Genomic DNA, 24348 nt, shown 5'->3' with positions numbered 1-24348 from the left:
GAGCAGCACCTCATATGCGGCGGACCTGGCAGGAGCCAGGGACCTGGCCGCAGCCCAGGACGCGACCCGCCCCCCCCGGGGGGGGGGGGGGCGGGGGGGGGGCGGGGGGGGGCACGGCGCCGGCCGCGGGCGTGCCTGGTCCCGCGGGCGGCCAGCGCCGCGGGCGGGCCGGGCAGGTCCCAGACCGGTCCGTCGTCGAGGTCCCGGACCAGTGCCACCGCTCCGGCGGCGCCGGTCCGGCGGACTTCGGCGAGCAGGTGTTCGGTCCGTTCGGAGGTCAGGGACCGCGACGCCGACGGCGCCCGCTGCGCGTGCAGTTCGGCCAGGGCGCGGAAGGCCTCGCCGGGCGAAGCGGCGTCCACGGTCTGTCCGATCCAGGCGGCATCCCCGGCGTCGTGGTCTTCTCCTGTCACCACGATGCCGGACTGCTCGAGCGCCTCATAGACGGTGGTGTCCGGGTGCGAGCTGCCGGTCATAAACACCCGCAGCGTGGTTCCCGGCTCGGCAGCCTGTTCGTCGAGGATCGCTTCGATGGCAGCCAGTGCCTGCTCCGGCGCCAGCTGGGCCGCGGCCGCGTAACACCGCAGGGCGGCGCCCCCGGGAAGGGCACCCGAGACGCGCAGATCCCGCACCCGTCCGAGGGCCTCACCCAGCGACTTCTCTCGGGCGGCAGCGGCAGCCAACGTATCGGCGTCGAGCACTTGCCCCGTGCAGGCGGAGACGAATCCCGCCAGCCGCTCGTACTGCCGGGCAACGAAGAGGTTCACATGCCGGCCGCCGCCACGGGGCGTATCCAGCAGATGGACCGGGTACGGGATGCGCCCGCGCTCTGCCAGCAGCCGCAGCACGTAGTACACGCGCAGGTTCGCGGCGGAGTCGTTGCAGACCACCAGCCCGACGAGGTCGTCGTGGAAACCGGACAGGACGCCGTCGAGCACCCGGGCGGCAACGGCGTCGGCCGCGCCCAGCAGCTCAGCCGCTTCCCGCGAGACGTCCCCGGACCAGGCACCGAACAGCCGCACCGGCGTCGCCCCCGCGGCCAGGAGAATCTGCCGGGGCGCATCCGCCCCGATGATCCCGATCCGGGGCGCCGGATTCGCGGGTGCCGGTGCCGTCACAGGCTCTGCTGTCACAACACACCCGCGGTGCGCAGGTTCTCGATCCGGTCGGAGTCATAGCCCAGGGACTTCAGGACCACGTCCGTGTGTTCGCCCAGGTACGGGGCCGGAGCGTCCAGCGTGGTGCGGCTGCCGGAAAGGACCATGGGCAGCCCCGAGCCGAAGAGGCCGTCGAAGTGGCCGAACTTGGGGTGGGACAGCGGGACCACTTCGCCGCGGGCGAGCACCAGCGGGTCCCGGACGGCCTCGGCAGTTGTCCGGACCGGTGCAGCGGGAGCACCGTGGGACGTGAGGGCTTCCAGCACCTCGGACAGGGGTTTTTCGGCGGCCCACCCTGCGATGATCCCGTGGAGGCGGTCGGCGTTGGCTACCCGGGCATCGCGGGTGCCGAAGTCTTCGGAGTCCAGCAGATCCGGGCGTTCAATGGCGCGAAGCACGCCTGCCGCAAACTGGTCCGTGGGTGCGCAGATCGCGAAGTACCCGTCGGCTGCACGGAACGTGCCGAACGGCGCCAGGCGGGGAACGTAGGCGCCGGTGCGCAGCGGGAAGCCCACGGATTCAAGGGCATCAAAGGGTTCGCAGGCCACCATCGACGTCAGCGCGCCGAGCATCGACACGTCCACGTGCTGTCCCTGGCCGGTGTGCTCGGCCTGCAGCAAGGCACTCAGGGTGCCGATGACGGCGAACAGCGGAGCGGACAGGTCACCGATCGGCAGGCCGAATCGCACCGGCGGCTGCCCCGGCTCCCCGGCAGTCATCATGACGCCGCTGAGCGCCTGGACGATGGTGTCCATCGCCTTCCGGTCCCCATTTTCAGTGCCGGCGCCGAACCCGCTGATGGAGGTGTAGACCAGTTTCTCGTTGAGGTGGCGCACGCTCGCATAATCGACACCGAGACGCTTGGTCACGCCGGCGCTGTAGTTCTCCACCAGGATGTCCGCTTCGGCGATGAGGTCGAACAATACCTGCTTGCTCTCCGGGTGCTTCAGGTTCAGCGTCACCGACTCCTTGCCCCGGCCCCGAAGCATCATCGAGACGGACATATCGTCCTCCGACGTCCGCCGGACATTCAGGCCCTGGGAGGTGACGTAGGGGGAGTTGTTGCGGGAGGAGTCCCCGCCCCGGGTGGGGTTCTCCACCTTGATGACCCTGGCCCCCAGCCCCGCCAGCAGCAAGGTGGCGTAGGGGCCGGCCAGCGCCGTCGTCAGGTCGATAACTGTCTTGCCCGCCAGGGGTTTGGTGTTAATGCTCATGGGGTGTCTCCTTCAAGTGAACGGTCAGCCGGTCTCCTGCCCAGTCCAGGACAGTGTCCAGACCGGCTTCCCGGGTAATGCGCTGTAGGTAGTCGCCCACCTGTTCCCCGCCGTCGGCGCGGGCCAGCGGGACAGGGCGGGCGTCGTCGTCGATCCAGCAGGGAAGAACTTCCGCTGCAACGCTGCCCTCCGGTCCCAGAGTCAGAACGGCGATCAGGGTGTTCCGGCTTTCCGGGTGGAACGGGTACTCGGGCATGGCGGGGTCCGGCTGGAAGCCGAACAGCCGGGTCCTCTCCCGGGCCCAGGCCCGCCGCTCGGGCGAATCGCCGGGGGCGCCGCCCAGTGCCCGCGTCACGGTGGCGAAGTTGCCCAGACCGTGGAAGATCGGGCGGCCGCGGTAGGCCTCCACACCCTTGAGGATGTGGGCGTGGTGGGCCAGCACAGCCACAGCCCCGGCGTCGATGGCTGCGTGGGCGATCTGGTACTGGTACTGCGCGATCTCCACCGGCTGGTGCACCAGACCCTGGTGCAGGGCGACGACGACGGCGGCACCCCGGCGGGCATGGCGTGTCACCTGGTCGGTGAAAGCGGCCAGGGAGCCCGGTTCGGCGAACGTGTAGGTGCGCGGCGGGCCGCCGGGATTGGCGCCCCGGGGCTCGTAGTGCGTGACGACCTCAACCCAGGCGCAGCCCGCTTTCGAGCTGCCGGCCCAGGACTCCCTGGGCCCCACGCAGTTGACGCTGAGCACGATCACCTGCCGGCCGGTGTGCTCGGTGACCGCCGGTTCCCAGGCCTCTGCGAGGTTGCGTCCGGCGCCGGTGGTGGCCATGCCCCTTTCGCGGCAATGCCGCCGGGTGTCTTCAATGCCTTCCGCGCCGAAGTCGTACACGTGGTTCCCGGCCAGGGTGAGGACGTCGAATCCGGCGTCGGCCACGGCGGCGCGGGCCGACGGCGGGGCCGGCAGTGCGGGCACGTCCGACGACGCCGTGGTGGTGGAGTTGGTGTGCGGGACCTCGAGGTGGCCGATGACACAATCCGCTTGGGCCAGCACGGGGGCAACGGCGCTGAAGAGGGATGAGGCGTCTTTCCGTTCCAGGACCAGATCCCCGGTGGCCATCAGGGTAGTTGTCACTGCTGCTCGTCGTTCCTGCGCATTGAGCGGGCCAGGAAGGAGCGCAGCCGGTCAGTCTGCGGGCTGCGGAAGAATGCCTCTGCGGGCCGGTCTTCGATGACGCGGCCGTCTGCCATGAACACGCAGCGGTCCGCGACTTCGCGGGCGAACTCCATCTCATGGGTGACCACCACCATGGTCCGCCCCGAGGCGGCCAGGGATTTCATGGTCTGCAGTACTTCGTCGATCAGTTCCGGGTCCAGGGCGCTGGTGGGTTCATCGAAGAGCAGGACGCGCGGCTCCACGGCCACCGCCCGGGCGATGGCAACGCGCTGCTGCTGGCCCCCGGAAAGCTGCCGCGGGTAGGCGGAAGCCTTATCCGAAAGCCCGACCTTTTCCAGCAGGTCCAGTGCCTGCGCCTTGGCTTTGGCCGGGGCAACGCCGTGGACGGCGATGGGGGCCTCGGTGACGTTGCGCAGCACGGTCCAGTGCGGGAACAGGTTGAACTGCTGGAACACCATGCTCATCCGGCGGCGCTGGGCGCGGACGCCGGCATCGGTCAGCGGGCGCAGGACCTTTCCCTGTTCAAAGCCGAGCAGTTCCCCGTCCAGGTACATGGCGCCGCCGTCGATGGTTTCGAGTTGGTCCAGGCAGCGGACGAGGGTTGATTTGCCCGACCCCGAGGGGCCGAGGACGGCCACCACCTCGCCCTCGTTGACGGTGAGGTCGATGCCGTCCAGGGCTGTGTGGTCGCCGAAGCGCTTGCGCAGGCCTACTACCTCGAGGACGGGACGTGTCGCCGTCGCTGTACCCGTGGCACTTGTCCCACCCGGGGTCTGTGCGGAGTTCATCATTGGTTCTCCTGGGTCCGGATCGCGGCAGTAGTACCGGCGGTGACGGCGGTGGGCTTGGAACTGGCGGTTGCCTTGGGCGCGTGGCGCGTGGCACCCCGGCCGTAGTACTCCTCGACGCGGCGCTGGAAAAAGGTCAGGATCGTGACGGCCACGAGGTACCAGATCACGGCCACGATCAGCATGGGCACCACGTCATAGGTGCGGTTGTAGATGACCTGGACGGCGTGCAGCAGGTCCCCCATGGCGATCACGCTCACCAGCGAGGTGCCCTTGAGGGTGGCGATGATTTGGGATCCGGTCGGCGGAATGATCACGCGCATGGCCTGCGGCATCACAATCCGGGTGAAGGAGTGCCAGCAGCTGAATCCCATGGCGGACGCGGCGTCGTGCTGTCCCTGGTCCACGGACAGGATGCCTGCACGGATGATCTCCGCCATGTAGGCGGCCTCGTGCAGGGACAGGCCAATGATGGCGGCGGTCAGCGGGGTGATGAGGTCGTTGGTGGACCAGCTGAAGAACTCCGGGCCGAACGGCACCCCCACGGCGATGCGGGGGACCAGGTAGGCGAGGTTGAACCAGAAGATCAGCTGGACCAGCGGCGGAACACCGCGGAAGAAGCCCACGAAGGCCATGCAGGCCGCACGGACGGGCCAGTAGTCGCTCAGCTGGCCTGCGGCCAGGACGGTGCCGAGCAGCGTGCCGATGACCATGGTGACCACCATGAGCAGGATGCTGGTCACCAGGCCGAGCAGCACGCTGGGGGCGAAGAGGTACTCCGCCACGACGGGCCATTCGAACCGTTTGTTCGTGACGAGGAAGTACGCAATGCTGCCGGCGATCAACAGGAGCAGGGCAGTGCCCAAAATACGCAGCGGCCGAATCCGTGGCCGGGCCTGGGCCACGTCCACGGCGTTGGTGCGCACAGCGGGTCCGGAGGACATGGGGGTGTCCGTTACGCTCATTTGCCGGACTCACCCGCGGTCATGGGGTTTAGCGTGGGGCTCTCCACCACGACGTCGTCGAGCTTCCATTCGGACATGATCCGGTCGTACTCGCCGTTCTCGAAGATGCCCTCGAAGGCGGCGAGCATGGCCGGCGAGAGCTCGTTGTCCTTCGGCAGGAACATGGCGAGCTGGTCCACGCCGGCGCCCTGCTCGTCACTCTGCACCAGGAACTCGAAGGTGCCCTCATCCTGTGACTGAATGTCGAGTGCAGCAGTCTGGGTGGTGCCGGCATAGTCCGCGCGGTCAGACTGCACGGCGAGGATGGTGGAGTTGGTGTCCTTCAGCCCGACGAACTCGGGCGCATCAAGGCCTTTCTCAGAGCACCATTCGGTGTAACGCTCCAGCTGGCTCTCGGTCACTGATCCGGTGACCCCGGCCACGCGGGCGCCGCAGAGGTCCTCGGGGGCGCCGAGCTCTTCTTTCCGCTCGGCGAGGTAGAGGTACGAGGTGCGGGTGGTCATCCAGACGACGGCGTCGAAGTCGGCCTCCCGCTCGGGCGTGGTGCGGACCGGTCCGTTGAAGGCGTCATAGCGGCCGGAGAGCATTCCGGTGAGCATGGCATCCAGGCCGGACGCCGTCTGGATGGCGAACGGGACGCCCAACTGCTCGGCAAGAGCCGTCTGGATGTCCGGGTCAATGCCCGTGATGTCACCGTTCTGCTCGAGGGTGCGGTACGGCGGGTGGGTGTCTCCGGCGATGTTGATGACGCCGGCGGACTTGATGGCTTCCGGCAGCTGATCATAGACCGGTGCTTCGGTGTTGACCTCGCCCGCAGCAACACTGCTGCCTTGGCTGGCTGTAGGTTCGCTGTCGCTATCGCCGCCGGCGGATGAACAGGACGCGAGGGCGAGCAGGGCAGCACCGGCAACGGCGACGGTGCTGAATCGGTTGAGTTTCATGGCGATCTCCTGAGTGTGAGCTGCATCACGGATCAAATATGCGAGGAGAATATCATGCGGCTTGATATTAATCACCAAGAATTTGTTGCGTGATGAGACCGCTGCGAGTGCATGGGCGGCAGCTGGTCACAGGCTCAGAGCGCGGCCAGTCCGTTGCGTCCATCGGTGTCCAGATACCCGCCGTACGTGGCCGTGATCGAACGCCGGGCCTGCTCTCCGGCCGCCGCGCTGTTTCCTTCTGCGATAGCGCCAAAGAGCTTTCGGTCGCTGGCGGCGGCATCCCGCATGGCGGCCCCGGGGTCGCCGGCCGAAGAAATCCTGTCATTCATGAGGTCAAGGAGTGCGCCGGAGACGGCCTGGCCGCTGGCCTGCAGGAGCTGGTTGTGGCTGGCCTCCCACACGACGGCGTGAAACTCCAGATCCGCTGCATTGAACAGGTCCATGCGGCCGGCTGCGGATTCCATGCGCTCTACGGCGCCGCGCATGGCGGCAAGCTGCGCGGGGGTGTGCAGGGCGGCCGCGAGCCGACAGGCGGAGCTTTCCAGGATGACGCGGAACTGGACGAGGTCCGAGAGGGACAGGGAAGCAATTCTTGCCAGCGTGGTGAAGGACTGCTGCAGCGCCTGTCCGGTGAGGGGCAGCACCTCCGGTCCGGAGCGTCCTCCGGGACGGGAGGCGATGAGCCCCCGGCTCTGCAGTACCCGAAGCGCTTCGCGCACCGTGGGGCGGCTAACAGAGAACTGGACCATCAGCTCGCGTTCGCTGGGCAGATGCTGTCCAGGGCGTACCTCACCGGAGACGATGACTGCTTCGATCTGCTCCACAACGCGTTCATAGGTCAAAACAGGGACTGCCGGGGAGAAACGGACTTTGCTCATGCGGCCCTTCACCGTGGAAGTTTTTCTGAATGTACCGGGCTGCCGCGCGCCAGCGGAATAACTCTGTCCAAAAACTTTCACTGGTAAGACCAGATGAATAGGTAGACAGGCTGGCATCCAATGATGTTGTCTGGTTCACATTGTTGGTCATGCCGGAAGACGGAGATCCCCTCATGAATCGTTCACCTTCTCGGGCGGCCGCGGTCCTGCTGGCTGCGTCTGTTCTGGGTCTGTCCTCCTGTTCAGCAGGTTCGTCCGGGGAGGAGCCGGCCGAGTCCGTTGAGCGCTCCGCGATCACGGTGGCCCTCACCGGAGAACCGACCAACCTTGACTTCACCACCACCGCCGGCGCCGCCATCCCCCAGGCGCTGATGACCAACGTGTATGAAGGCCTGGTGGAAATTGACCAGGACGGCGCCATCCAGCCGCTGCTGGCCGAGTCCTGGGACATCAGCGAGGACCGCCGCACCTATACGTTCACTCTTCAGCCGGACGTCACCTTCTCCAACGGTGAGCCGTTTACCGCTGATGACGTGAAGTTCAGCCTGGACCGGGTCACCTCGGGGGCATGGGTGTCCAGCCTGAAGGACAAGATGGCCATCGTGGAGGTGGTCAACGTCCTGGGTGACACCGAGGTGGAGATTGTGCTGAGCCGGCCCAGCAACGCCTGGCTTTTTGACCTCGGCACGCCGGTGGGAGCAATGTTCGATGAAAGCGGTGTGGACGATCTGGCAAACACCGCCATCGGTACCGGGCCGTTCACCATTGAGGCCTGGAACCGCGGGCAGTCCATCGAAATGAAGGCACGCGAGGACTACTGGGGCGAGGCGCCCCAGGTTGAGACCGCAACGCTGCGCTACTTCGCGGACGCGACGGCCACCACCAACGCGCTGCGCTCGGGAGATGTGGACGTGGTCTACAACATGCAGGCACCGGAGCTGCTCTCCACCTTTGAAAGCGACGACGCCTACCAGGTGCTGGACGGCACCTCCAACGGCGAAATCATCCTGTCCATGAACAACAAGCGGGCGCCATTTGACGATGTCCGCGTGCGCCAGGCCGTCATGCACGCCATCGACCGCCAAGCTGTGCTGGATACGGCGTGGAGCGGCTACGGCACCGTGGTGGGTGCGGCCGTGCCACCCACCGACCCGTATTACGAGGACCTGACCGGCGTCAACGCCTATGACCCGGACAAGGCCCGCTCGCTGCTGGCCGAAGCCGGTGCCGAGGACCTCAACATCACCTTCAGTGTTCCGACCCGTCCCTACGCCACTGCCGTCTCCGAAATTGTGGTGTCACAGCTGGCTGAGGTGGGCATCAATGCCACCATCGAGTCAGCCGAGTTCCCCGCTGTGTGGCTGGACAAGGTCTTCACGCAGCATGACTACGACATGTCGGTGGTGCTCGCGGTTGAAAGCCGGGATTTCCTGACCATGTTCAACAACCCGGACTATTACCTGGGTTATGACAATTCCAAGATCGCAGAGACGGCCGCCGCAGCGGACGCCGCCGACGAGGCCGGCTACGTGGACGGTATGAAGGACGTGGTCCGCACGGTGACCGAAGACGCAGGCGCCGGAGTGCTGTTCCTGTTTCCGAACATTGTGGTGGCCGATGCCGACGTCACCGGCGTCCCCGCCAATTCCGTCACCGAGGCCCTGGACCTGACCGGAATCGGCTGGAGCTGACCGGCGTGAGAGCATCCCGCGGAGCCTGCGGCACAGACTGAAAAGAGGCACGCATGGGCATCAGGCTGCTGGTCAACGCGGCACGGTTCGCCGTCACCTTCATGGTGGCCACGGTGGCGGTCTTCATCTTCATGCGTGCCGTGCCCGGAGATCCGGCCCAAATTGCGCTGGGCGTCAATGCCACACCGGAGCTGCTGGCGGAAACCAGGGCGGAATTCGGCACTGACCGGCCCCTGCCGGTGCAGTACTTCGACTGGACGCTTGGCCTGTTCCGCGGAGACTTCGGCACCAGCTACGTCACCCGCCAGGACATCACCCCGTTGATCCTGGACCGGGTGCAGGTAAGCCTGATCCTCGTGGGGCTGGCCATGGCCACTGCCCTGCTGATCGCCGTGCCGCTGGGAACCCTGATGGCGGTCAACCACCGCAGGATCAGCGGAATCCTGCTCAGCGGTCTGAGCCAGGTGGGCGTGGCAGTTCCGGGATTCCTGGCAGCCATCCTCCTGGTGGTGGTGTTCGCTGTCGGACTGGGCTGGTTCCCTGCCAATGGATGGACGCCGCCGGGGGAGGACTTCGGCGACTTCCTCCGCCGGGTCTTCCTGCCCGTGCTGGCGCTGGCTTCCGTTCAGGGCGCCATCCTCACCCGGTACGTGCGCTCCGCCGTCCTGGAAATCATGAGCGAAGATTACCTGCGCACCGCCCGCGCCAAAGGGCTGGGCCGGACTGAAGCCCTGGTGAAGCACGGCCTGCGCAACGCCGCCATCCCCGTGCTCACGGTCACCGGCGTGCAGCTGGCAGCCCTGATCATCGGCGCCGTGGTGATTGAGCGTGTCTTCGTCATCCCCGGACTGGGCTCCCTGCTCCTGGACGCGGTGGGCAACCGGGACCTGCTGACCGTGCAGTCCGTGGTCATGGTGCTGGTGGCCATCACCCTCACCATCAACCTGCTGGTGGATGTCCTGTACACCGTCTTGGATCCCCGAATCCGGAAGAAGGCCTGATGAGCGATCCCACGCCGGCTGCCCTCACCGGGGCGGCTCCGGTTCCCGTCGGGCGTACCGGCCGCGGCAAGCCTTCGCCCACCCTGATGGTCGGCGCTGCACTGGTGGCCATCGTCGTCGCAGCCGCCCTCCTCTCCTTTTTCTGGACACCCTACGATCCGGTCCGGGCCTCACCCGCGGATCGGCTGCTCGGCTCCAGCGCGGAGCATCTGATGGGAACGGACCGCTACGGCAGGGACGTGTTTTCGGGAATCCTCTACGGCGCCCGGATCACCCTGCTGGTGGGCCTGATCTCCGTAGGCATTGCCCTTCTCATTGGAACGCCGCTGGGCATCCTGGCCGGAATGCGGGGCGGTGCAGCCGAGGAAGTCAGCATGCGCGCCGCAGACATCCTGATGGCCTTTCCTGCGCTGCTGGTTGCCATCATGTTCGGAGCGGTGTTTGGAGCGGGAACGACGACGGCGATGGTCGCCATTGGCATCGGGTCGATCCCGGGCTTCGCGCGCGTGGCACGCAGCGGAACCATGCAGGTGATGAGCACCGAGTATGTCCTGTCCGCCCGCGCCTCCAGCCAGAGCGCACTGCGCATAGCGCGCCGGCATGTGCTCCCGAACATTGCGGGGGTGCTGGTGGTGCAGTGTTCGGTCACCTTTGCGCTGGCCGTCCTGGCGGAAGCCGCGCTTTCCTTCCTGGGACTGGGCACGCCCCCGCCTGTTCCCTCCTGGGGCCGGATGCTTCAGGAATCCCAGCAGTTCCTGGGTACCTTTCCGGCGCTCGCAATCTGGCCCGGAGCCGCCATTGCGCTGGCGGTCCTGGGCTTCAATCTGCTGGGCGACGGTCTGCGCGACCGGTTTGACCCCAAGCTCAACGGGGAGGCTGCGCGATGAATGAGGCGCTGCTGAAGGTAAAGGACCTCCGGGTGTCCGCCGGAGAACGCACGCTGGTTGAAGGCTTCAACCTGGAGCTGGGCACCGGTGAACGGGTAGGGCTCATCGGCGAGTCCGGGTCCGGCAAGTCCATGACCGCCACGGCCTTGATGGGGTTGCTGCCGGAAGGGGTCTCCGCCACCGGCTCCATCCACCTGGCCGGAGCCGACCATGAGCTGGTGGGGGCCCGGGACAGCCAGATGCAGCGGATTCGCGGCAACCGGATGACCATGGTGTTCCAGGAACCGATGAGTGCGCTGAACCCGCTCATGCGGGTAGGTCCGCAGGTTGCCGAAGTCATGCTCAAACACCGCACGGTGCCAAACCGGCGGGCGGCTGCTGAGAAGGCAGTGGAGATGCTGGCCTCCGTCCGGCTTCCCGACCCCGCGGAAGCCGCCCGGGCCTATCCCCATCAGCTCTCCGGCGGGCAGCGCCAGCGCGCCATGCTGGCCATGGCGCTGGCCAACGATCCGGCGCTCCTGCTGTGCGATGAGCCCACCACCGCCCTTGACGTGACCGTCCAGCGCCAGGTGCTGGACCTCATCCTGGAATCCGTGAGCCGGCGCGCCACCGGCCTGCTCTTCATCACCCACGACCTGTCCGTAGTGGCGAGTATCTGTGACCGCGTCCTGGTCATGAATAAGGGCCGTGTGGTGGAGGAGGGAACCGCGGAGCAGGTGCTGACCCGTCCCGCGCACGCCTACACGCGGGGCCTGCTGGCGGCCTCGGACCTGGAGGCAACGGACAGCGACGGCAGGCTGTTCACGGTGGCCTCGGCCGATGCCTATGTGCCGCCGAAGAGCGTGTCTGAAGCTACGACGCCGCCGGCGCTTCCTGCCCTGCCTGACCGGCCTGCCCTGACTGACCCCGGAGCGGGCGCCGACGCCGTCGAGCCGCTGATCAGGGTGCAGGACCTGGTGCGCACCTACCGGCGCGGACGCACCTCTCTGTTTGGTGCGCCTGCGGAGGTGCAGGCGCTGCGGGGCATCTCGTTTGAGGTGGCTGCGGGGCAGCGGTTCGGCGTGGTGGGTGAGTCCGGGTCCGGCAAGTCCACGCTGCTGCGAATCCTGGCCGGACTGGACCAGCCCACCTCCGGCAGCGTCACGGTGGCCGGAAACGAAGTGGCCGGAGCTCGGGAAAACGAACTGCGCCAGCTGCGCCGCGAACTCCAGATTGTCTTTCAGGACCCCATGGGATCGCTCAATCCGCGGATGCGGGTTCGGGACATCATCACCGAACCGCTGCTGTTGCCGGGCGAAAGCTCACGCGCCGGCCGGCACGCCGAACGCGTGGCCGAAATGCTCCGGGCCGTTGACCTTCCCCCTGAGGCGGCGGACCGCTTTCCGCATCAGTTCTCCGGCGGACAGCGGCAGCGGATTTCCATCGCCAGGGCCCTGATTGGCGAACCGCGCATCCTCGTTGCGGACGAGCCGGTGAGCGCCCTTGATGTTTCAGTGCGTGCACAGGTCCTGAACCTGCTCTCCGACCTGGTGGACCGTTACAACCTGACCCTGGTCTTTGTGTCCCATGACCTTGGCGTTGTCCGGCATCTTTGCGACAACGTAGTGGTCATGAATGAAGGGCTCATTGTGGAAAGCGGCCCGACGGAGCAGATTTACGAAGATCCGCGCCACGGGTACACCCGGACGCTGGTTGCATCATCGATGTCACTGCGGACCGAAATTGCCGGGCGGGCGATGGAGAGCAGGGAAGAAGTGACCAGCCAGGGAGAGAGAACATGACCGAGACGGCCAATGAATCGCCGCAGCAGGCGACCCCGCGCAGCCGGGACCTCCACGACTTCTCCGCCGACGAGCTCAGCAGCGCCTATGCTGCCGGAACCCTGAACCCGGTAGAGGCAGCAGAAGCGGTCATCGAACGGATCCAGGAGCGGGAACCGGAGCTGAACGCGTTTTACCGGTGGGACCCGCAGGACATCCTGCAGCAGGCGCGGGACAGTGCCGACCGGTGGCGGACCGGTTCGCCCCGCAGTGCCTACGACGGCGTGCCCTGCAGCATCAAGGAGAACATTTCCCGGGCCGGCATCCCGAAACCGTCGGGAACTGCCCTGCCCGATCCTCCGGTGCCTTCCGGGAACGCGCCCGTCACTGACCGTCTCCTGGAAGCGGGGGCGGTGATCCTTGGCTCCACCACCATGCCGGACTGGGGCATGCTCTCCTCCGGGGTGTCCAGCCTGCACGGAGTGTCGCGGAGCGCCTGGAATCCTGCCTGGACAACGGGTGGGTCCAGCGCCGGAGCCGGCAGTGCGGCGGCGGCCGGGTACGGTCCGCTGCACGTGGGCACGGACATTGGCGGATCCATCCGGCTGCCCGGAACCTGGCAGGGACTGGCCACGCTGAAACCCAGCGCCGGGCTGGTCCCGCTCGATGCGCCGTATACCGGCCGGGCGGCGGGCCCCCTGGCCCGTACTGTGGGGGACACCGTTGTCCTGATGGAGCTGGTGGCACGGCCGGACCCCCGGGATTACACCTCCAGGCCGTTTCCGCCCCAGCAGTGGAGCGCAGAGCCGGCGGATCCGGCGCCGCTGCGTGTTGCGCTGCAGCTGGACGCCGGGTGCGGCGAGGCAGCTGATCCCGAGGTCCTTGCCGCCGTTCAGGCGGCCGCCGCCTTGTTTGAGGAGGCCGGGGCCGTGGTGGAGCTGCTGCCACCGTTCATTGATGAGGAGATGCTTCACGGGCTGGACGAATTCTGGCGTACCCGGTCCTACGCGGATCTGGAGGAACTGAAACCAGAGCACCGGGAACTGGTGCTGGACTACATTGTCCGCTGGTGTTCCCGCGGTGCCGGGGTCTCGAGCAGCCAGACCATCCGCAATTTCCACTGCATCGGAAGGATGCAGCAGGCGCCGGCGCGCGCCGTCGCCCCTTACGACGTCGTCCTCTCACCGGTGGCGCCCATGGCCGCGTTCCCCGCCGAACAGCCGATGCCCGTGCCTGACCCGGAGCGGACCATGGCACACATCGGGTTCACCGTCCCGTACAACATGTCCGGCCACCCGGCTGCCACGGTGAACTGCGGATTCACCTCTGACGGCAGGCCCATTGGCCTGCAGCTTGCCGGGGCGGTGGGCAACGATGCCGAGCTGCTGCGGGTTGCCGCCTGGTACGAAGCGGCGCGGCCGGAGTCTTCCACGCCGGACTGGACAGCGCTGGCCTGATCCGGAACCGGCTTTGATGGAACTAAGCCGGAGGATCGAACCGGCCGTCGACGGCTGTCCAGCCGCCGTCGACCGTCAGGACCGAGCCCGTGACAAAGGTGGACGCATCCGAGGCAAGGTACACCACGGCACCGGCCAGCTCGTCGGGCCGGGCCCAGCGGCCCAGCGCGCTTTTCGCTGCGTAGGCTCCGTACCAGTCCGGATTGTCCTTGATCTGCGCGGTCAGCGGCGTCTCCACCACTCCCGGGGCGATGACGTTAACGCGGACACCCGCGGGGCCGAACTCCGCCGCAGCGGTGCGTGCCAGCTGGACCAGGCCCGCCTTGCTGGCGGCATAAACACTTTGTCCGGGCTCCACCACTGAGGCGCGGATCGAGGAGAATCCGATGATGCTTCCGCCCCCGTTGGCTGCCATTCGCGGGGCGTAGGCCTGCATCAGCGTGAAGGAGGCACGCAGATTCAGGTTCATCACCCGGTCGAATTCCTCCAGCGTGTAGTCGGCCATCCGTTTGCGGACGTTCGTGGCTGCCGTGAACACCAGTGCCGCGCAGTCGGCGTAGAGCTCCGCAGCCGCGTGAACAGCAGCCGGATCCAGCACGTCAAGCATTGCCGGTTCCCCGGCTGCACTGATCAGCTCCGCGGTAGCAGCAGCTGAGTCCGGGTCCCGGTCCGCGCACACCACCTTGGCGCCGTGCGCCGCCAGCGCCAGGGCCGACTCCCGGCCGATCCCGCTGCCGGCGCCCACCACCAGTACGCGTCGGCCGGCCAAATCGAACAGATCCGAGTAGTTCGTCATCAGGGTCCTATCGTTGAAGGGAATACTGGTAGGCGGAGGGGTCAGGGGCGGATCATTGCCATGCGGGTCACGGTGAACTCCTCGATAGCAAACCGCGGCCCCTCCCTGCCGATCCCGGAGTCCTTGACCCCGCCGTAAGGCATGATGTCGGAGCGGAAGCCGGGAATTTCATTGACCACCACGCCGCCGACGTCGAGCTGCTCAATGGCCTGGAACGCCTGCCGAAGCGACGCCGTGTACACGCCGGCCTGCAGGCCGTACCGGGAATCGTTGACCGTTTCGATCGCTTCAGCCAAGCCGGAAACACGTTCCAGGCACACCACCGGTCCGAAGACTTCCTCGCTCCAGACACTGCAGTCATGGGGCACATCAGCCAGAACGGTGGGGGAGATGCTCCTGCCTTCGGCGCCGCCGCCGGCAACCAGCCGGGCCCCGGCGGACACTGCCTCCTTGATCCAGCCCAGCACCCGGTCTGCGGCCGCGGTATTGATGAGCGGCGCAACGCGGGTGGTTTCGGTGCGGGGATCACCCACCACCACTTCGGGCAACCGTGCGAGCAGGCGACGCTCGAACTCGTCAGCGATCGACTCGGCCAGGACCACGCGCTGGACGGAGATGCAGGCCTGTCCGTTGGCGTAGAAACCGCCACGGATGACAGCGTCCACCGCATCGTCCAGGACAGCGTCCGCGGCAACAATCAATCCGGTGTTGGACCCCAGCTCAAGAACCGTCTTCCGCGGAGCGGCGGCCTTGGCGATCCGGTGACCAACCGCGGCGGAACCGGTGAAGGAGACAACAGCGACCCTCGGGTCGTTCACCAGTGCCGCACCGACGTCGGGACCTCCCGTCACCAGCTGGACGGCAGCCGGCGTCACGCGGTGGGATTCGAGCACCATACGGATCAAATGAACGGCCCAGAGCGTGGTCAGCGGCGTGTCCGGGGACGGCTTGATGATGACGGGGCAGCCGGCGGCAAGTGCCGGCGCCAGCTTGTGGCTGGCCAGCAGCAGCGGATAGTTAAAGCCCGCAATGCCGACGACGACGCCTGCCGGCCGGCGGGTGAAGTACCCGAGCATCCCTTCTCCCTGGGGCTGCAGGTCCAGGGAGACTGTTTCTCCCTGGATGCGTGCCGTCTCTTCTGCTGCGGCAGACCAGGTGGCGAGGGTTCGCTGGACTTCGGTGCGGCAATCGACCAGCGGCTTGCCGGTCTCGAGGACCAGCAAATCGACGAACGCCGCTGCTTCCCTGGAGAGAGCGGCATGGATATCCATGAGCAGGGCACGGCGGGTTCCGGTTCCCAGGCGGGACGTCACGGCCAGGGCAGCGGCGGCTTCGGCCAAGGCCAGTTCGGCATGGTCCACCGAGCCTTGGGGTGCGGAGGCTATTTCGGTGCCGTCATAGGGGAAGGTGATCACCGAGTTCTGCGGGCAGGGGGTCCAGGCCTGGACTGCGGCCCCCACCGGAAGTCCGTCGGGGTAGGGCGGTGAAAATCTCACGATGGCTCCCGTGTGTGGCGACTCTGCGGACAATCAGGCAGCTCCAAGCTAACTGGTCAGGCCAGTACAGGGAACGCTAGTGGCCCGGGGCGCAGGGGTCAACGGTTTGGCGCGGGAGAGTAAGACAGTCCCGGCCCGTTGGGCGGTAGGGGACGCCTAGAACAGCGGCCAGGGCACAGCAGGCATCCCGCCCCTCGGACCAGGGAACACCGCCGTCGAGCGCAGCCGGGCGCAGCGGGCGGCAAGCGCCTCAATCTCCTCAGCGGTCAGGAGCTCGGTCAACTCCTCGCCCAGCTCGCCGTCCAAGGCACCAAGAACCCGGTCAACACCTTCAAGCTCCTCGGCGCTCAAAGCCTCACCGATCCAGCCCCACAGCACCGTCCGCAGCTTGTGCTCGGCGTGAAGCGTGACTCCGTGGTCCACGCCGTAACGGTGCCCGCCGGGCATCGCCAGGACATGGTCGCCCTTGCGGTCGGCATTATTGACGACGACGTCGAACACCGCCATCCGCCGCAGCGCCGCAGTGTCTTCATGAATGAGCGCGACGACCCGCCCGTTTTCGTCCTGGCCCTGCAGGACCTCTCTCCACCCGGACTCCGGCACGTCCTCCACAGGCACCAGATCCACCGCCTCTTGCTCCGGGTCGGTTTCCTGCCAGAGCTGGACCATGCCCTCGCCGAGCGGACCGTCCCGCAACCAGGTGCGCGGCACGATGTTCCAGCCCAGTGCTTCCGACACCAGATACGCAGCAACTTCGCGGTGCGCCAGGCAGCCGTCGGGGAAATCCCAGAGTGGTTTCTCGCCGGCCAGGGGTTTGTAGACGACCGCAGCGTCGCCGATGCTGCCCAGGAACGTGGCGTTCGACGCCGTCGTAATCCGCCCGGTGAGGGTCAGCTCATCGGCGAGCAGGTCCGGCGCCGGCATCAGGCGTCAGGCAGGGCGCAGGTGTGACCGTCGTCGTCGATCGGCTCACCGCAGATCACGCAGATCGGACGCCCGGCGCCCACCACTTCCCGGGTGCGCTTCGCGAAGGCGCGGGCGGTGCCCACCGGCATCCGCACGCGCAGCACTTCGGCGGCATCGTCGGCCTCGTCGTCGTCATCCTCAAGGAGCCCGTCGTCGTCCTCATCAACTTCCTCGATGGGGTAGGCCTCGATGACGACCTGCGCCGTCGTCGGGTCCCAGCCCAGGCTCATCACGCCGGCCCGGAACTGTTCCTCCACAGTCTCCAGATCGTCATTGTCGACGAGCTCGAGGGGAGTGTTCGGGGGAATGTGGAAGGGGTTGCCGTCGACGGTCATCAGCTGGTCAAGGATCTCGTCGATCTTCTCGGCAAGCTGGTCCGCCTGCAGCTTCTCCATGGCGACGCTGATGAGTTGCTTGCCCGCCCGCGCCTGCAGGTAGAACGTGCGCTGACCGGGGACGCCGACAGTGCCGACTACTACGCGGTCCGGCCAGTCGAAATCGTGAACGGTGGTAGGCATAGAACTACTCTAGGCTCCTTGGGCGTGTGGTGCTGCGTGGCCTGCGCCACCGCCGACCGGCGCATCGTGGGGTGCCGCAGCGTTCGAAGCAGCGGCAGCAAGCCACGAGAGGTCTCCGGCGTCGGTATTGGTGGCGTGGACGGTGGGACGCCCCGGGCCGTAGCGCACGATCGACACGGACGCCGGCCCGACGTCGATGCGCTGGAACAGATCCAGGTGCATGCCGAGTGCGTCGGCCAGGACCGACTTGATGATGTCCCCGTGGCTCACCGCCACCCAGACAGCACCCGGACCGTGCTCGGCTTCGAAAGCGGCGTCGTGCCGCCGGATCGCTGCCACCGAACGGGCCTGCATCGCAGCCATCGACTCACCGCCGGGGAAGACGACGGCGGAGGGCTGCGACTGCACGACCTTCCACAGGTCTTCCTTCGCGAGGTCTGCAAGGGTTTGGCCCTGCCACTGGCCGTAGTCGCATTCGGTGAGATCGTCGTCCACCGGTGCGTGCGGAGTGCCCGGCTGGTGGTCGAGGATGAACTGCGCGGTCTGCCGGCAGCGCTCCAGCGGACTCGACACCACGCCGACCAGGGGTACGACGGCGAGCCGTTTCCCGGTTGCGTCCGCCTGGTTCCGGCCGACGTCGTCGAGGCTGACGCCGGGGGTCCGCCCGGCCAGTAGGCCGGAGGCATTCGCTGTGGTGCGGCCGTGCCGCACGAGGATTACTGTTGCCATCCACCCAGACTAGTTCCCTGCCCGGGCGGGGCGGGGATGGAGTGGCCTGTCGGTACGGGCTCCCCGCAGTTGCTGCCGGGCATCAAGTTGAATGTTGCATGCAACCTTTGTAGTGTTGCCCGAGTCACCGTCGGGTGTCGAGTGGATCACACCTGAGGGGGCAGTTAGTGCGTCAGCCAGTCCAGCAGCCGCGCGGCGTCAACTTCGGCGAACTCCGGCCGGCTTTGGGTCTCCTGCGCAATCAGGATCTGGGCCGTGTGGGTGATGTGGCGGGCCATCGCGCGGCCGACCCCGTCGACGTCGCCCTGGACGAAGGCGTCATAGATGTCCCGGTGGTCCTCGAAGCACTCGAGCGCGGTCCGGGAAGTGGGTACCGTTCCCACGCCTCCCATAAGCACCAGGTTGCGCTGCTCCTGCAGGATCTCGACAGCTTTGATGTTGCGGCTGCCGAGCAGGAGCGTCCGGTGGAAATCCCGGTCGGCGCGAAGGGTGGCCTCGGCGTCGTTGGTTGCCGCCGCTTCGTGGAACTGCCCAAAGGTGTCCTTCACCGCGGCGAGCGTCGCTTGGTCCTGCAGTTCGGTGGCCCTGCGTGCCAGCGGGACCTCCAGCATCAACCGCACTTCGAAGCCCTGGATGAGCCCCTCAATGCTGGTGGAAACCACCCGCATGCCGCGGTTCTTCTCGATCTCGACCAGGCCGAGGCGGGAGAGCTCAAGGAGGGCTTCGCGGACAGGGGTGCGCGAGACACCAATCTGTTCGCCCAGCTGCCCGGCGGTGTAGAGCTCCCCGGGCTTGAGATGCCCCGAAACGATCGCTTTCCGCAACTGTTCGAACGCTTGATCGGTCAGGTTGCTGGTCCGGCGAACGTTTTCCACGACATCAGTATGTCATTCCGTTTCACTCCCCCAACGAGGTAGGTACCAGTGCCCAACAATCAGTCATTCGCCGTGGTGGGCGCAGGAATTATCGGTGCCGCCGTCGCCCGTGAACTAACGCTGCGGTTCCCGGGTTCGGCCGTGACGGTGTTCGAGAAGGAAGCCGAGCCCGCCGCACACCAGACCGGCCACAACTCCGGGGTCGTCCACGCCGGGCTCTACTACGAGCCGGGAGGCTTGAAGGCACGCCTGTGCCGCCGGGGCGTCACCCTGCTGCAGGAGTTCTGCACCAACCATGAGCTGCCCTATGAGGAGTGCGGAAAGATCGTCGTCGCCCTCGATGAGGTGGAGGAGCGGAGGCTGCAGGACATCTATGCGCGGGCAACGGCCAACGGCGTGCCGGGAGTGCGGCTTCTGGACCAGGCCGGTATCCGGGAGATCGAACCCAACGCGGTGGGCCGGGCGGCCCTGCACTCCCCGCACACCGCCATCGTCGACTACGCCAAGGTGACCCGGGCCCTCGTGGACGAGGTGACCGCTGCCGGGGGAGCCGTGCGGATGGGCACCGAGGTACTCCGGGTCACCAACACCGCGTCGGGGGCCACCGTCCACACCCGCGCCGGCGGGCAGGCATTCGACTTGGTGGTGGTGTGCTCCGGGCTGCAGTCCGACCGCTTGGCGAAGGCCTCGGACGCGGCCGACGAGCCCAGCATCGTGCCCTTCTTCGGACAGTACTTCGTGCTCGAGGCCGCCTACCGCCAGCATGTGAAGGGACTGATCTATCCGGTTCCGGATCCGAAGTATCCCTTCCTGGGCGTCCATCTCACCAAGCGCATCGACGGGGAAATGATGGTCGGCCCCAACGCCTTCCTGTCCTTCTCCCGGGAGATCTACCGTGGCCTGGGTATCAACCCCAAGGACAGCCTCGAGGTCGCCGCCAACCCCGGGTTCTGGAAGTTTGCCGCCCGCAACCTCCCCACGGCCGTGCGGGAGATCCAGTCGGTGGTTTCCAAGGGACGGTTCCTGCGTGAAGCCCAGAAGTATGTGCCGTCCCTGGCCGACGCCGATGCCACCCGGGCAACGCGCGGGATCCGGGCGCAGGCCATGACCCGGGACGGTGCACTCGTGGACGACTTCGTCATCCAGCATCAGGGCCGCGTCACCCATATCCGCAACGCGCCTTCTCCCGGGGCGACCTCGTCCCTGGCCATCGCCGAACACATCGTCGAAGCCGCCATCCAGGAGCACTCGCTGACCAGCGCCCCGCCGGCCGGCTAATTCCGCTCAACGCCGGATCCATCCAAATCCCCCGGCAGGACACGTCCTGCCGTCCGAGAAACAGGTACTTTTTGTGACTGCTCAATTGCAAGCCGAAACTCCACTGGAGGAAAAGAGCCGCCTGCGGCGCGTGGCCACAGCTACGATCGTGGGCACCACCGTGGAATGGTACGACTTCTACCTCTATGCCACGATGGCCTCGATCGTCTTCGGGCAGGTCTTCTTCCCCGCCGGCAACAGCCAGACTGCCACCTTGCAGGCCTTCGCCACCTTCGCGATCGGATTCATTGCCCGTCCCATCGGCGGCATTATCTTCGGCCAAATGGGTGACCGGCTCGGCCGGAAGAAAACCTTGGTAGTCACCTTCTCCCTGATGGGCGCCACGACGGCGGCCATCGGTTTCCTGCCCACCTATCAGCAGATCGGCTACTGGGCGCCGGCGATGCTGGTGGTCCTGCGCATCCTGCAGGGCATGGGTGCCGGGGCCGAATACGCCGGTGCTGCCGTGGTCTCCTACGAGCATGCCCGTCCCGGCAAGCGCGGCTCGCAGGGTGCCTGGCCGGCCCTAGGCCTGAACCTCGGCCTGGTCCTGTCCTCTCTGACGATCTTCCTGCTCAGCCTCAACGGCGACGAGTTCCTGATCAACGGCGGTTGGCGCATCCCCTTCATCGCCAGCATTGTGCTGGTGATGATCGGCCTCTGGGTCCGCCGGACCATGCCGGAGTCCCCCGAGTACGAGAAAGCTGCCGCCGAGCGGCCCAAGCAGACGTTGCGCACGGTCTTCCGCGATCACTGGCGCGGCCTGCTGGTGGTCCTCATCGTCGCCATCGGCTACAACGCCATCAGCTACATTTTCAAGACGTTCTCCGTGGCCTACCTCCGCGAATTCCAGGGCATCAGCGCCAACGTCAACTCGCTGGCCATCCTCATCGCAGGCATTGTCGCCGTGATCACCGTGCCCATCTTCGGGCGGCTCTGCGACAAGCTCAGCAGCAAGACCGTCATCATTGGCGGCGGCGTGCTGGCAGCCGTGTTTGCCTTCCCCTTCCTGGCCCTGCTGCAGACGGGCGAGTCCTGGGCCGTGTATGTGGCCATCGGCATTGGCACCGGCATCCTGGCACCGATGATGTTCTCCGCGCAGGGCGCCTTCCTGAGCCGGCAGTTCGCCACGGAAGCCCGCAGCACCGGGGTCGGCACCAGCCGCGAGATCGGCACCGCCATTGCGGGCGGCCTGGCTCCGCTCGGGGCGCTGTCCATGGTGGTGGCCTCACCCACGAACTCCACCACCGGCGTCGGCATCGTCCTGGTGGTGGCCGGACTCTTGGTCTTCGCCGGAGCCGCCTTCGACCAGGGCCGCCGCTTCAGCAGCTCCCGCAACTAGGGTGGAACCCCGGTCCGCGGCCGCACCGGCTGAATGGTGTCGACCGCGGCCCGGGGTCGCAGCTCAGCCGTCACTCACCCGGTTCTCGCGTTTGCGCCGGGCCCTGGCGGCGAGGAACAACAGCGAACCGACCACCACGTAGGCGGCGGAGCCGAGCCAGATGGGCCCGGTCTGCTGGGTCAGCAGCACGATGCTCGCAATGATCGCGAGGACCGGTATGAACCTGGGGGCGGCGAAGTGGTCGTGGTCGACTTTGTCCTTCTTGAGGACGAGGACGCTGACGTTGGCGGACAGGAAGACCAGGAGCAGGAGCAGCACGGTGGTTTCGGCCAAGGAAGCGACGTTCCCGGTCAGGGCGAGGACGATCGTCAATCCGGCAATGACAACGATGGAGACCCAGGGTGTGCGGCGCCCCGGCAGCACTCGGCTGAAGGCACGGGGAAGCAGACCTGCTTCCGCCAATCCGTAGCCCACGCGGCTGGCCATGACCATGAACAGCAGCGCTCCGTTGGCAATGGCGATCAGGGCGATGAGGCTGAACAGCCAGGGCGGAATGCCGACGCCGCTGGCAGCAACGACGTCGAGCAGGGGTCCGGTGGACTCGGCCAGCTCTGCCGGGGGCAGGACGATAACGGCACCGAGGGCGATGAGGAGATAGACCAACCCTGCGGTGCTGATGGCGCCGAACAGCGCCCGGGGGTAGGACTTGGACGGGTTGCGCACCTCCTCGGCCATGTTTGCTGCCGCCTCGAAGCCGAGGAACGAGAAGAAGGCCACGATGGATGCGGCGAAGGCGCCTTCGAGGGGCGGTATGTCCGGTGCGAATTCGAGGAGCCGGGAGGGCTCCCCGTTCCCCGAGGTGAGGACGATTCCAGCGACGAAAATGACGATGACCAGGCCGCTGACCTCGATGATGGACGCCACGAGGTTGGCGGTCAGGGACTCCCGGACGCCGCGCAGGTTGATCAGCGTCAGCACGATGATGAACACGACCGCTGCCGGGGCGGCCGGCACATCGATGAGCGCTGTCAGGTAGTCGCCCGCGAAAGCGTTCGCTAGGGTAGCGGCTGTCGTGATTCCGGAGGCCATCATCAGGAAGCCGACCAGGAAGGACAGAAAGGGGATGCCAAAGGCCCGGTCAACGTAGCGCGCGGCGCCGCCGGCGTGCGGGTACTTGGTGATCAGCTCCGCGTACGTCGCGGCCGTGAGCAGCGCGACGACCAGTGCGATCAGCAGGGGTATCCAAATTGCGCCACCGACGTCGGAGGCCATGGTGCCTACCAGGGTGTAGATGCCGGCACCCAGAGTGTCGCCCACGATGAACGCGAACAGCAGCGGCGTACCAATTGCCCGCTTCAGCCCGGTTTCTGGTTTTGACGCGTCCGAGCCGGAATCGTTTGTCATTGGGCTATTGGAATTCGTTTGCCATTCCAGCGCAAGAGAATCTTTATCTTCCGGAGCCGGGTTAGTCTTTCAGTCCTCCGATTGCGGCTGCCCGGAACGGCTGAGCCGGTAGGCGGCGCGGCTGCGAACGGCCTCCTGACGGTGTGCTGTGCTTCTTGCGTGGTTTCCTGCGGCGGCGACGCTTGTGCTGCGAGTTGAACGGCGGCCGCGGAGCACCGAGCCGGTCCCCGGCCCAATGCCGTCCGCCGATCAGGATCCCCGCCATGACGCCGTATGCCCACGAGTAGGGGAGGGACACCAGGCCCACGGTGCCGCCCAGGATCACCAGCACGACGAAGACTGCGGGTGTGCCCAGCAGCACCAGGCCGTTCCTGACCGGCAACGCCGGTGGAAACCGAAACAGTGTCCAGCCGGCGAAGAACGAGGCCACGAGGACTGCACCGGCCGGCATCGGGGGCGACAGCAGGACAATCGCGGCCGTTCCTATTCCTAGCAGCAAGGCTGCACAGGCACCGTTGATCAGCGCGAGCCGCCAACCGCCGGAATACTTGCCGTCGGCGTCGGGCCTGCGCTTGTTCTTCGGCGCGAACTCCGCTCCGGCGTGCGGGCCCAGCCACACGGAGCCCGCTGCCATGCCGCCCGCCAGGATTCCAACGAACCAAGGGCCCGAAGCGGGCACAGCCAGGAGATGCTGGTTGTCAATCGAGATCAGGGTCCAGAAGTTCACTATGAGGGACCAGGACATCACGGTGACAGCCCTGGCCGACTGCGAAGCGACGCGCCAAACAAGGAACGAGTAGGCCGCACCGATGGCCAGGAACACTGAGGCTTCCAGGAGGCTGCTGCGGACCATCCAGCCGAACATTCCCAGCAGAAGACCTACCATGCCGGCGCGGAACATCAGCAGGTTCCGCTGGTCTTTCTTCTGCTGTTGTCTCTTTGCTTCGGCGACGCTCACCGTCCAATCGTAGGGCGACGGCGGCGTTCCCCCG

22 protein-coding genes are annotated in these 24348 nt (G+C 66.8%); 7 read left to right on the top strand and 15 right to left on the bottom strand.

The genetic code is table 11. The features are described 5' to 3' along the window. The 7 genes from TVB01_RS15265 to TVB01_RS15235 form a co-directional block, all read right to left on the bottom strand. The coding region (locus tag TVB01_RS15265; RefSeq protein WP_422456758.1) for a 2-hydroxyacyl-CoA dehydratase at positions 1-1133 on the bottom strand (1133 nt) is incomplete at its 3' end. Beyond that, positions 1130-2371 (bottom strand): CaiB/BaiF CoA transferase family protein, encoded by a 1242-nt coding sequence (locus tag TVB01_RS15260; protein ID WP_422456757.1) that lies wholly within the window; start codon positions 2369-2371, stop codon positions 1130-1132. The genes TVB01_RS15260 and TVB01_RS15265, both read right to left, overlap by 4 nt. Then, positions 2361-3503 (bottom strand): CapA family protein, encoded by a 1143-nt coding sequence (locus tag TVB01_RS15255; protein ID WP_422456756.1) that lies wholly within the window; start codon positions 3501-3503, stop codon positions 2361-2363. The genes TVB01_RS15260 and TVB01_RS15255 overlap by 11 nt, the downstream gene beginning before the upstream one ends. Beyond that, the gene (locus TVB01_RS15250; protein ID WP_422456760.1) at positions 3500-4333 is read right to left on the bottom strand and encodes an amino acid ABC transporter ATP-binding protein; all 834 of its coding nucleotides are present in this window, start codon (positions 4331-4333) and stop codon (positions 3500-3502) included. The genes TVB01_RS15255 and TVB01_RS15250 overlap by 4 nt, the downstream gene beginning before the upstream one ends. Further along, positions 4333-5298: an amino acid ABC transporter permease gene (locus TVB01_RS15245; protein ID WP_422456755.1), complete on the bottom strand. Its 966-nt coding sequence runs from the start codon at positions 5296-5298 to the stop codon at positions 4333-4335. The genes TVB01_RS15250 and TVB01_RS15245 overlap by 1 nt, the downstream gene beginning before the upstream one ends. Beyond that, positions 5295-6239, bottom strand: a complete 945-nt coding sequence (locus TVB01_RS15240) for a transporter substrate-binding domain-containing protein (RefSeq protein WP_422456754.1) — start codon at positions 6237-6239, stop codon at positions 5295-5297. Before TVB01_RS15240 ends, TVB01_RS15245 begins: the two co-directional genes overlap by 4 nt. Positions 6240-6373: 134 nt before the next feature. Beyond that, the gene (locus tag TVB01_RS15235; protein ID WP_422456753.1) at positions 6374-7117 is read right to left on the bottom strand and encodes a FadR/GntR family transcriptional regulator; all 744 of its coding nucleotides are present in this window, start codon (positions 7115-7117) and stop codon (positions 6374-6376) included. Positions 7118-7290: 173 nt separating this feature from the next. Between TVB01_RS15235 and TVB01_RS15230 the strand changes: the two genes are divergently transcribed. The 5 genes from TVB01_RS15230 to TVB01_RS15210 are packed head-to-tail and all read left to right on the top strand — an operon-like array spanning position 7291 to position 13913. Continuing rightward, on the top strand, positions 7291-8808 hold the full coding sequence (locus TVB01_RS15230; RefSeq protein WP_422456752.1) for an ABC transporter substrate-binding protein: 1518 nt from the start codon (positions 7291-7293) through the stop codon (positions 8806-8808). Between the two features lie 53 nt (positions 8809-8861). Continuing rightward, a complete protein-coding gene (locus TVB01_RS15225; protein WP_422456751.1) occupies positions 8862-9809 on the top strand; it encodes an ABC transporter permease in 948 nt (315 codons plus the stop codon). Next, complete coding sequence (locus TVB01_RS15220) at positions 9809-10696, top strand: ABC transporter permease (RefSeq protein ID WP_422456750.1); 888 nt, start codon at positions 9809-9811, stop codon at positions 10694-10696. Before TVB01_RS15225 ends, TVB01_RS15220 begins: the two co-directional genes overlap by 1 nt. Then, positions 10693-12477 (top strand): dipeptide ABC transporter ATP-binding protein, encoded by a 1785-nt coding sequence (locus TVB01_RS15215; protein WP_422456749.1) that lies wholly within the window; start codon positions 10693-10695, stop codon positions 12475-12477. Before TVB01_RS15220 ends, TVB01_RS15215 begins: the two co-directional genes overlap by 4 nt. Beyond that, the gene (locus TVB01_RS15210) at positions 12474-13913 is read left to right on the top strand and encodes an amidase (protein ID WP_422456748.1); all 1440 of its coding nucleotides are present in this window, start codon (positions 12474-12476) and stop codon (positions 13911-13913) included. Before TVB01_RS15215 ends, TVB01_RS15210 begins: the two co-directional genes overlap by 4 nt. 22 nt (positions 13914-13935) lie before the next feature. Here the strand turns inward: TVB01_RS15210 and TVB01_RS15205 are convergent, their stop codons facing one another. From TVB01_RS15205 to TVB01_RS15180, 6 genes are all read right to left on the bottom strand, one after another. Beyond that, positions 13936-14709, bottom strand: coding sequence for an SDR family NAD(P)-dependent oxidoreductase (locus TVB01_RS15205; RefSeq protein ID WP_422456747.1), 774 nt, complete (start codon positions 14707-14709; stop codon positions 13936-13938). A 41-nt stretch (positions 14710-14750) separates the two neighbouring features. Then, positions 14751-16208: an aldehyde dehydrogenase family protein gene (locus tag TVB01_RS15200; protein WP_422456759.1), complete on the bottom strand. Its 1458-nt coding sequence runs from the start codon at positions 16206-16208 to the stop codon at positions 14751-14753. Between the two features lie 153 nt (positions 16209-16361). After that, positions 16362-17129: an SCO1664 family protein gene (locus tag TVB01_RS15195; RefSeq protein ID WP_422456746.1), complete on the bottom strand. Its 768-nt coding sequence runs from the start codon at positions 17127-17129 to the stop codon at positions 16362-16364. Further along, positions 17129-17689 carry a DUF3090 family protein gene (locus TVB01_RS15190; protein ID WP_422456745.1) on the bottom strand — a complete coding sequence of 187 codons (561 nt, stop codon included), beginning with the start codon at positions 17687-17689 and terminating at the stop codon, positions 17129-17131. Before TVB01_RS15190 ends, TVB01_RS15195 begins: the two co-directional genes overlap by 1 nt. 9 nt (positions 17690-17698) lie before the next feature. Beyond that, positions 17699-18418 carry a histidine phosphatase family protein gene (locus tag TVB01_RS15185; RefSeq protein WP_422456744.1) on the bottom strand — a complete coding sequence of 240 codons (720 nt, stop codon included), beginning with the start codon at positions 18416-18418 and terminating at the stop codon, positions 17699-17701. A 164-nt stretch (positions 18419-18582) separates the two neighbouring features. Continuing rightward, entirely contained in the window at positions 18583-19293 is a 711-nt protein-coding gene (locus tag TVB01_RS15180) for a GntR family transcriptional regulator (protein ID WP_422456743.1), read from the bottom strand. Positions 19294-19341: 48 nt separating this feature from the next. On the opposite strand from TVB01_RS15180, the gene lhgO reads away from it, so the two are divergent. Together lhgO and TVB01_RS15170 are read left to right on the top strand one after the other, a co-directional pair. Further along, a complete protein-coding gene (gene lhgO / locus TVB01_RS15175) occupies positions 19342-20571 on the top strand; it encodes an L-2-hydroxyglutarate oxidase (protein ID WP_422456742.1) in 1230 nt (409 codons plus the stop codon). Between the two features lie 73 nt (positions 20572-20644). Next, positions 20645-21952: an MFS transporter gene (locus TVB01_RS15170; RefSeq protein ID WP_422456741.1), complete on the top strand. Its 1308-nt coding sequence runs from the start codon at positions 20645-20647 to the stop codon at positions 21950-21952. A 63-nt stretch (positions 21953-22015) separates the two neighbouring features. Here TVB01_RS15170 and TVB01_RS15165 read toward each other — a convergent pair whose 3' ends face one another. After that, a complete protein-coding gene (locus tag TVB01_RS15165) occupies positions 22016-23356 on the bottom strand; it encodes an APC family permease (RefSeq protein WP_422456740.1) in 1341 nt (446 codons plus the stop codon). Between the two features lie 61 nt (positions 23357-23417). After that, on the bottom strand, positions 23418-24348 hold a 931-nt coding region (locus TVB01_RS15160; protein WP_422456739.1), incomplete at its 5' end, for a hypothetical protein.

It is taken from the genome of Arthrobacter sp. 7Tela_A1 (assembly GCF_049311065.1).
In the GTDB taxonomy this organism is placed as follows: domain Bacteria; phylum Actinomycetota; class Actinomycetes; order Actinomycetales; family Micrococcaceae; genus Arthrobacter_B.
This window is presented reverse-complemented; position numbering and strand designations above follow the sequence as displayed.

Excerpts from the sequence above, each read along its gene's own strand:
- TVB01_RS15235 (WP_422456753.1), bottom strand. The coding sequence starts at position 7,117 with ATGAGCAAAGTCCGTTTCTCCCCGGCAGTCCCTGTTTTGACCTATGAA.
- TVB01_RS15250 (WP_422456760.1), bottom strand. The coding sequence starts at position 4,333 with ATGAACTCCGCACAGACCCCGGGTGGGACAAGTGCCACGGGTACAGCG.
- TVB01_RS15260 (WP_422456757.1), bottom strand. The coding sequence starts at position 2,371 with ATGAGCATTAACACCAAACCCCTGGCGGGCAAGACAGTTATCGACCTG.
- TVB01_RS15185 (WP_422456744.1), bottom strand. The coding sequence starts at position 18,418 with ATGGCAACAGTAATCCTCGTGCGGCACGGCCGCACCACAGCGAATGCC.
- TVB01_RS15245 (WP_422456755.1), bottom strand. The coding sequence starts at position 5,298 with ATGAGCGTAACGGACACCCCCATGTCCTCCGGACCCGCTGTGCGCACC.
- TVB01_RS15165 (WP_422456740.1), bottom strand. The coding sequence starts at position 23,356 with ATGACAAACGATTCCGGCTCGGACGCGTCAAAACCAGAAACCGGGCTG.
- TVB01_RS15225 (WP_422456751.1), top strand. The coding sequence starts at position 8,862 with ATGGGCATCAGGCTGCTGGTCAACGCGGCACGGTTCGCCGTCACCTTC.
- TVB01_RS15220 (WP_422456750.1), top strand. The coding sequence starts at position 9,809 with ATGAGCGATCCCACGCCGGCTGCCCTCACCGGGGCGGCTCCGGTTCCC.
- TVB01_RS15190 (WP_422456745.1), bottom strand. The coding sequence starts at position 17,689 with ATGCCTACCACCGTTCACGATTTCGACTGGCCGGACCGCGTAGTAGTC.
- TVB01_RS15230 (WP_422456752.1), top strand. The coding sequence starts at position 7,291 with ATGAATCGTTCACCTTCTCGGGCGGCCGCGGTCCTGCTGGCTGCGTCT.
- TVB01_RS15205 (WP_422456747.1), bottom strand. The coding sequence starts at position 14,709 with ATGACGAACTACTCGGATCTGTTCGATTTGGCCGGCCGACGCGTACTG.
- TVB01_RS15215 (WP_422456749.1), top strand. The coding sequence starts at position 10,693 with ATGAATGAGGCGCTGCTGAAGGTAAAGGACCTCCGGGTGTCCGCCGGA.
- TVB01_RS15195 (WP_422456746.1), bottom strand. The coding sequence starts at position 17,129 with ATGCCGGCGCCGGACCTGCTCGCCGATGAGCTGACCCTCACCGGGCGG.
- TVB01_RS15210 (WP_422456748.1), top strand. The coding sequence starts at position 12,474 with ATGACCGAGACGGCCAATGAATCGCCGCAGCAGGCGACCCCGCGCAGC.
- TVB01_RS15240 (WP_422456754.1), bottom strand. The coding sequence starts at position 6,239 with ATGAAACTCAACCGATTCAGCACCGTCGCCGTTGCCGGTGCTGCCCTG.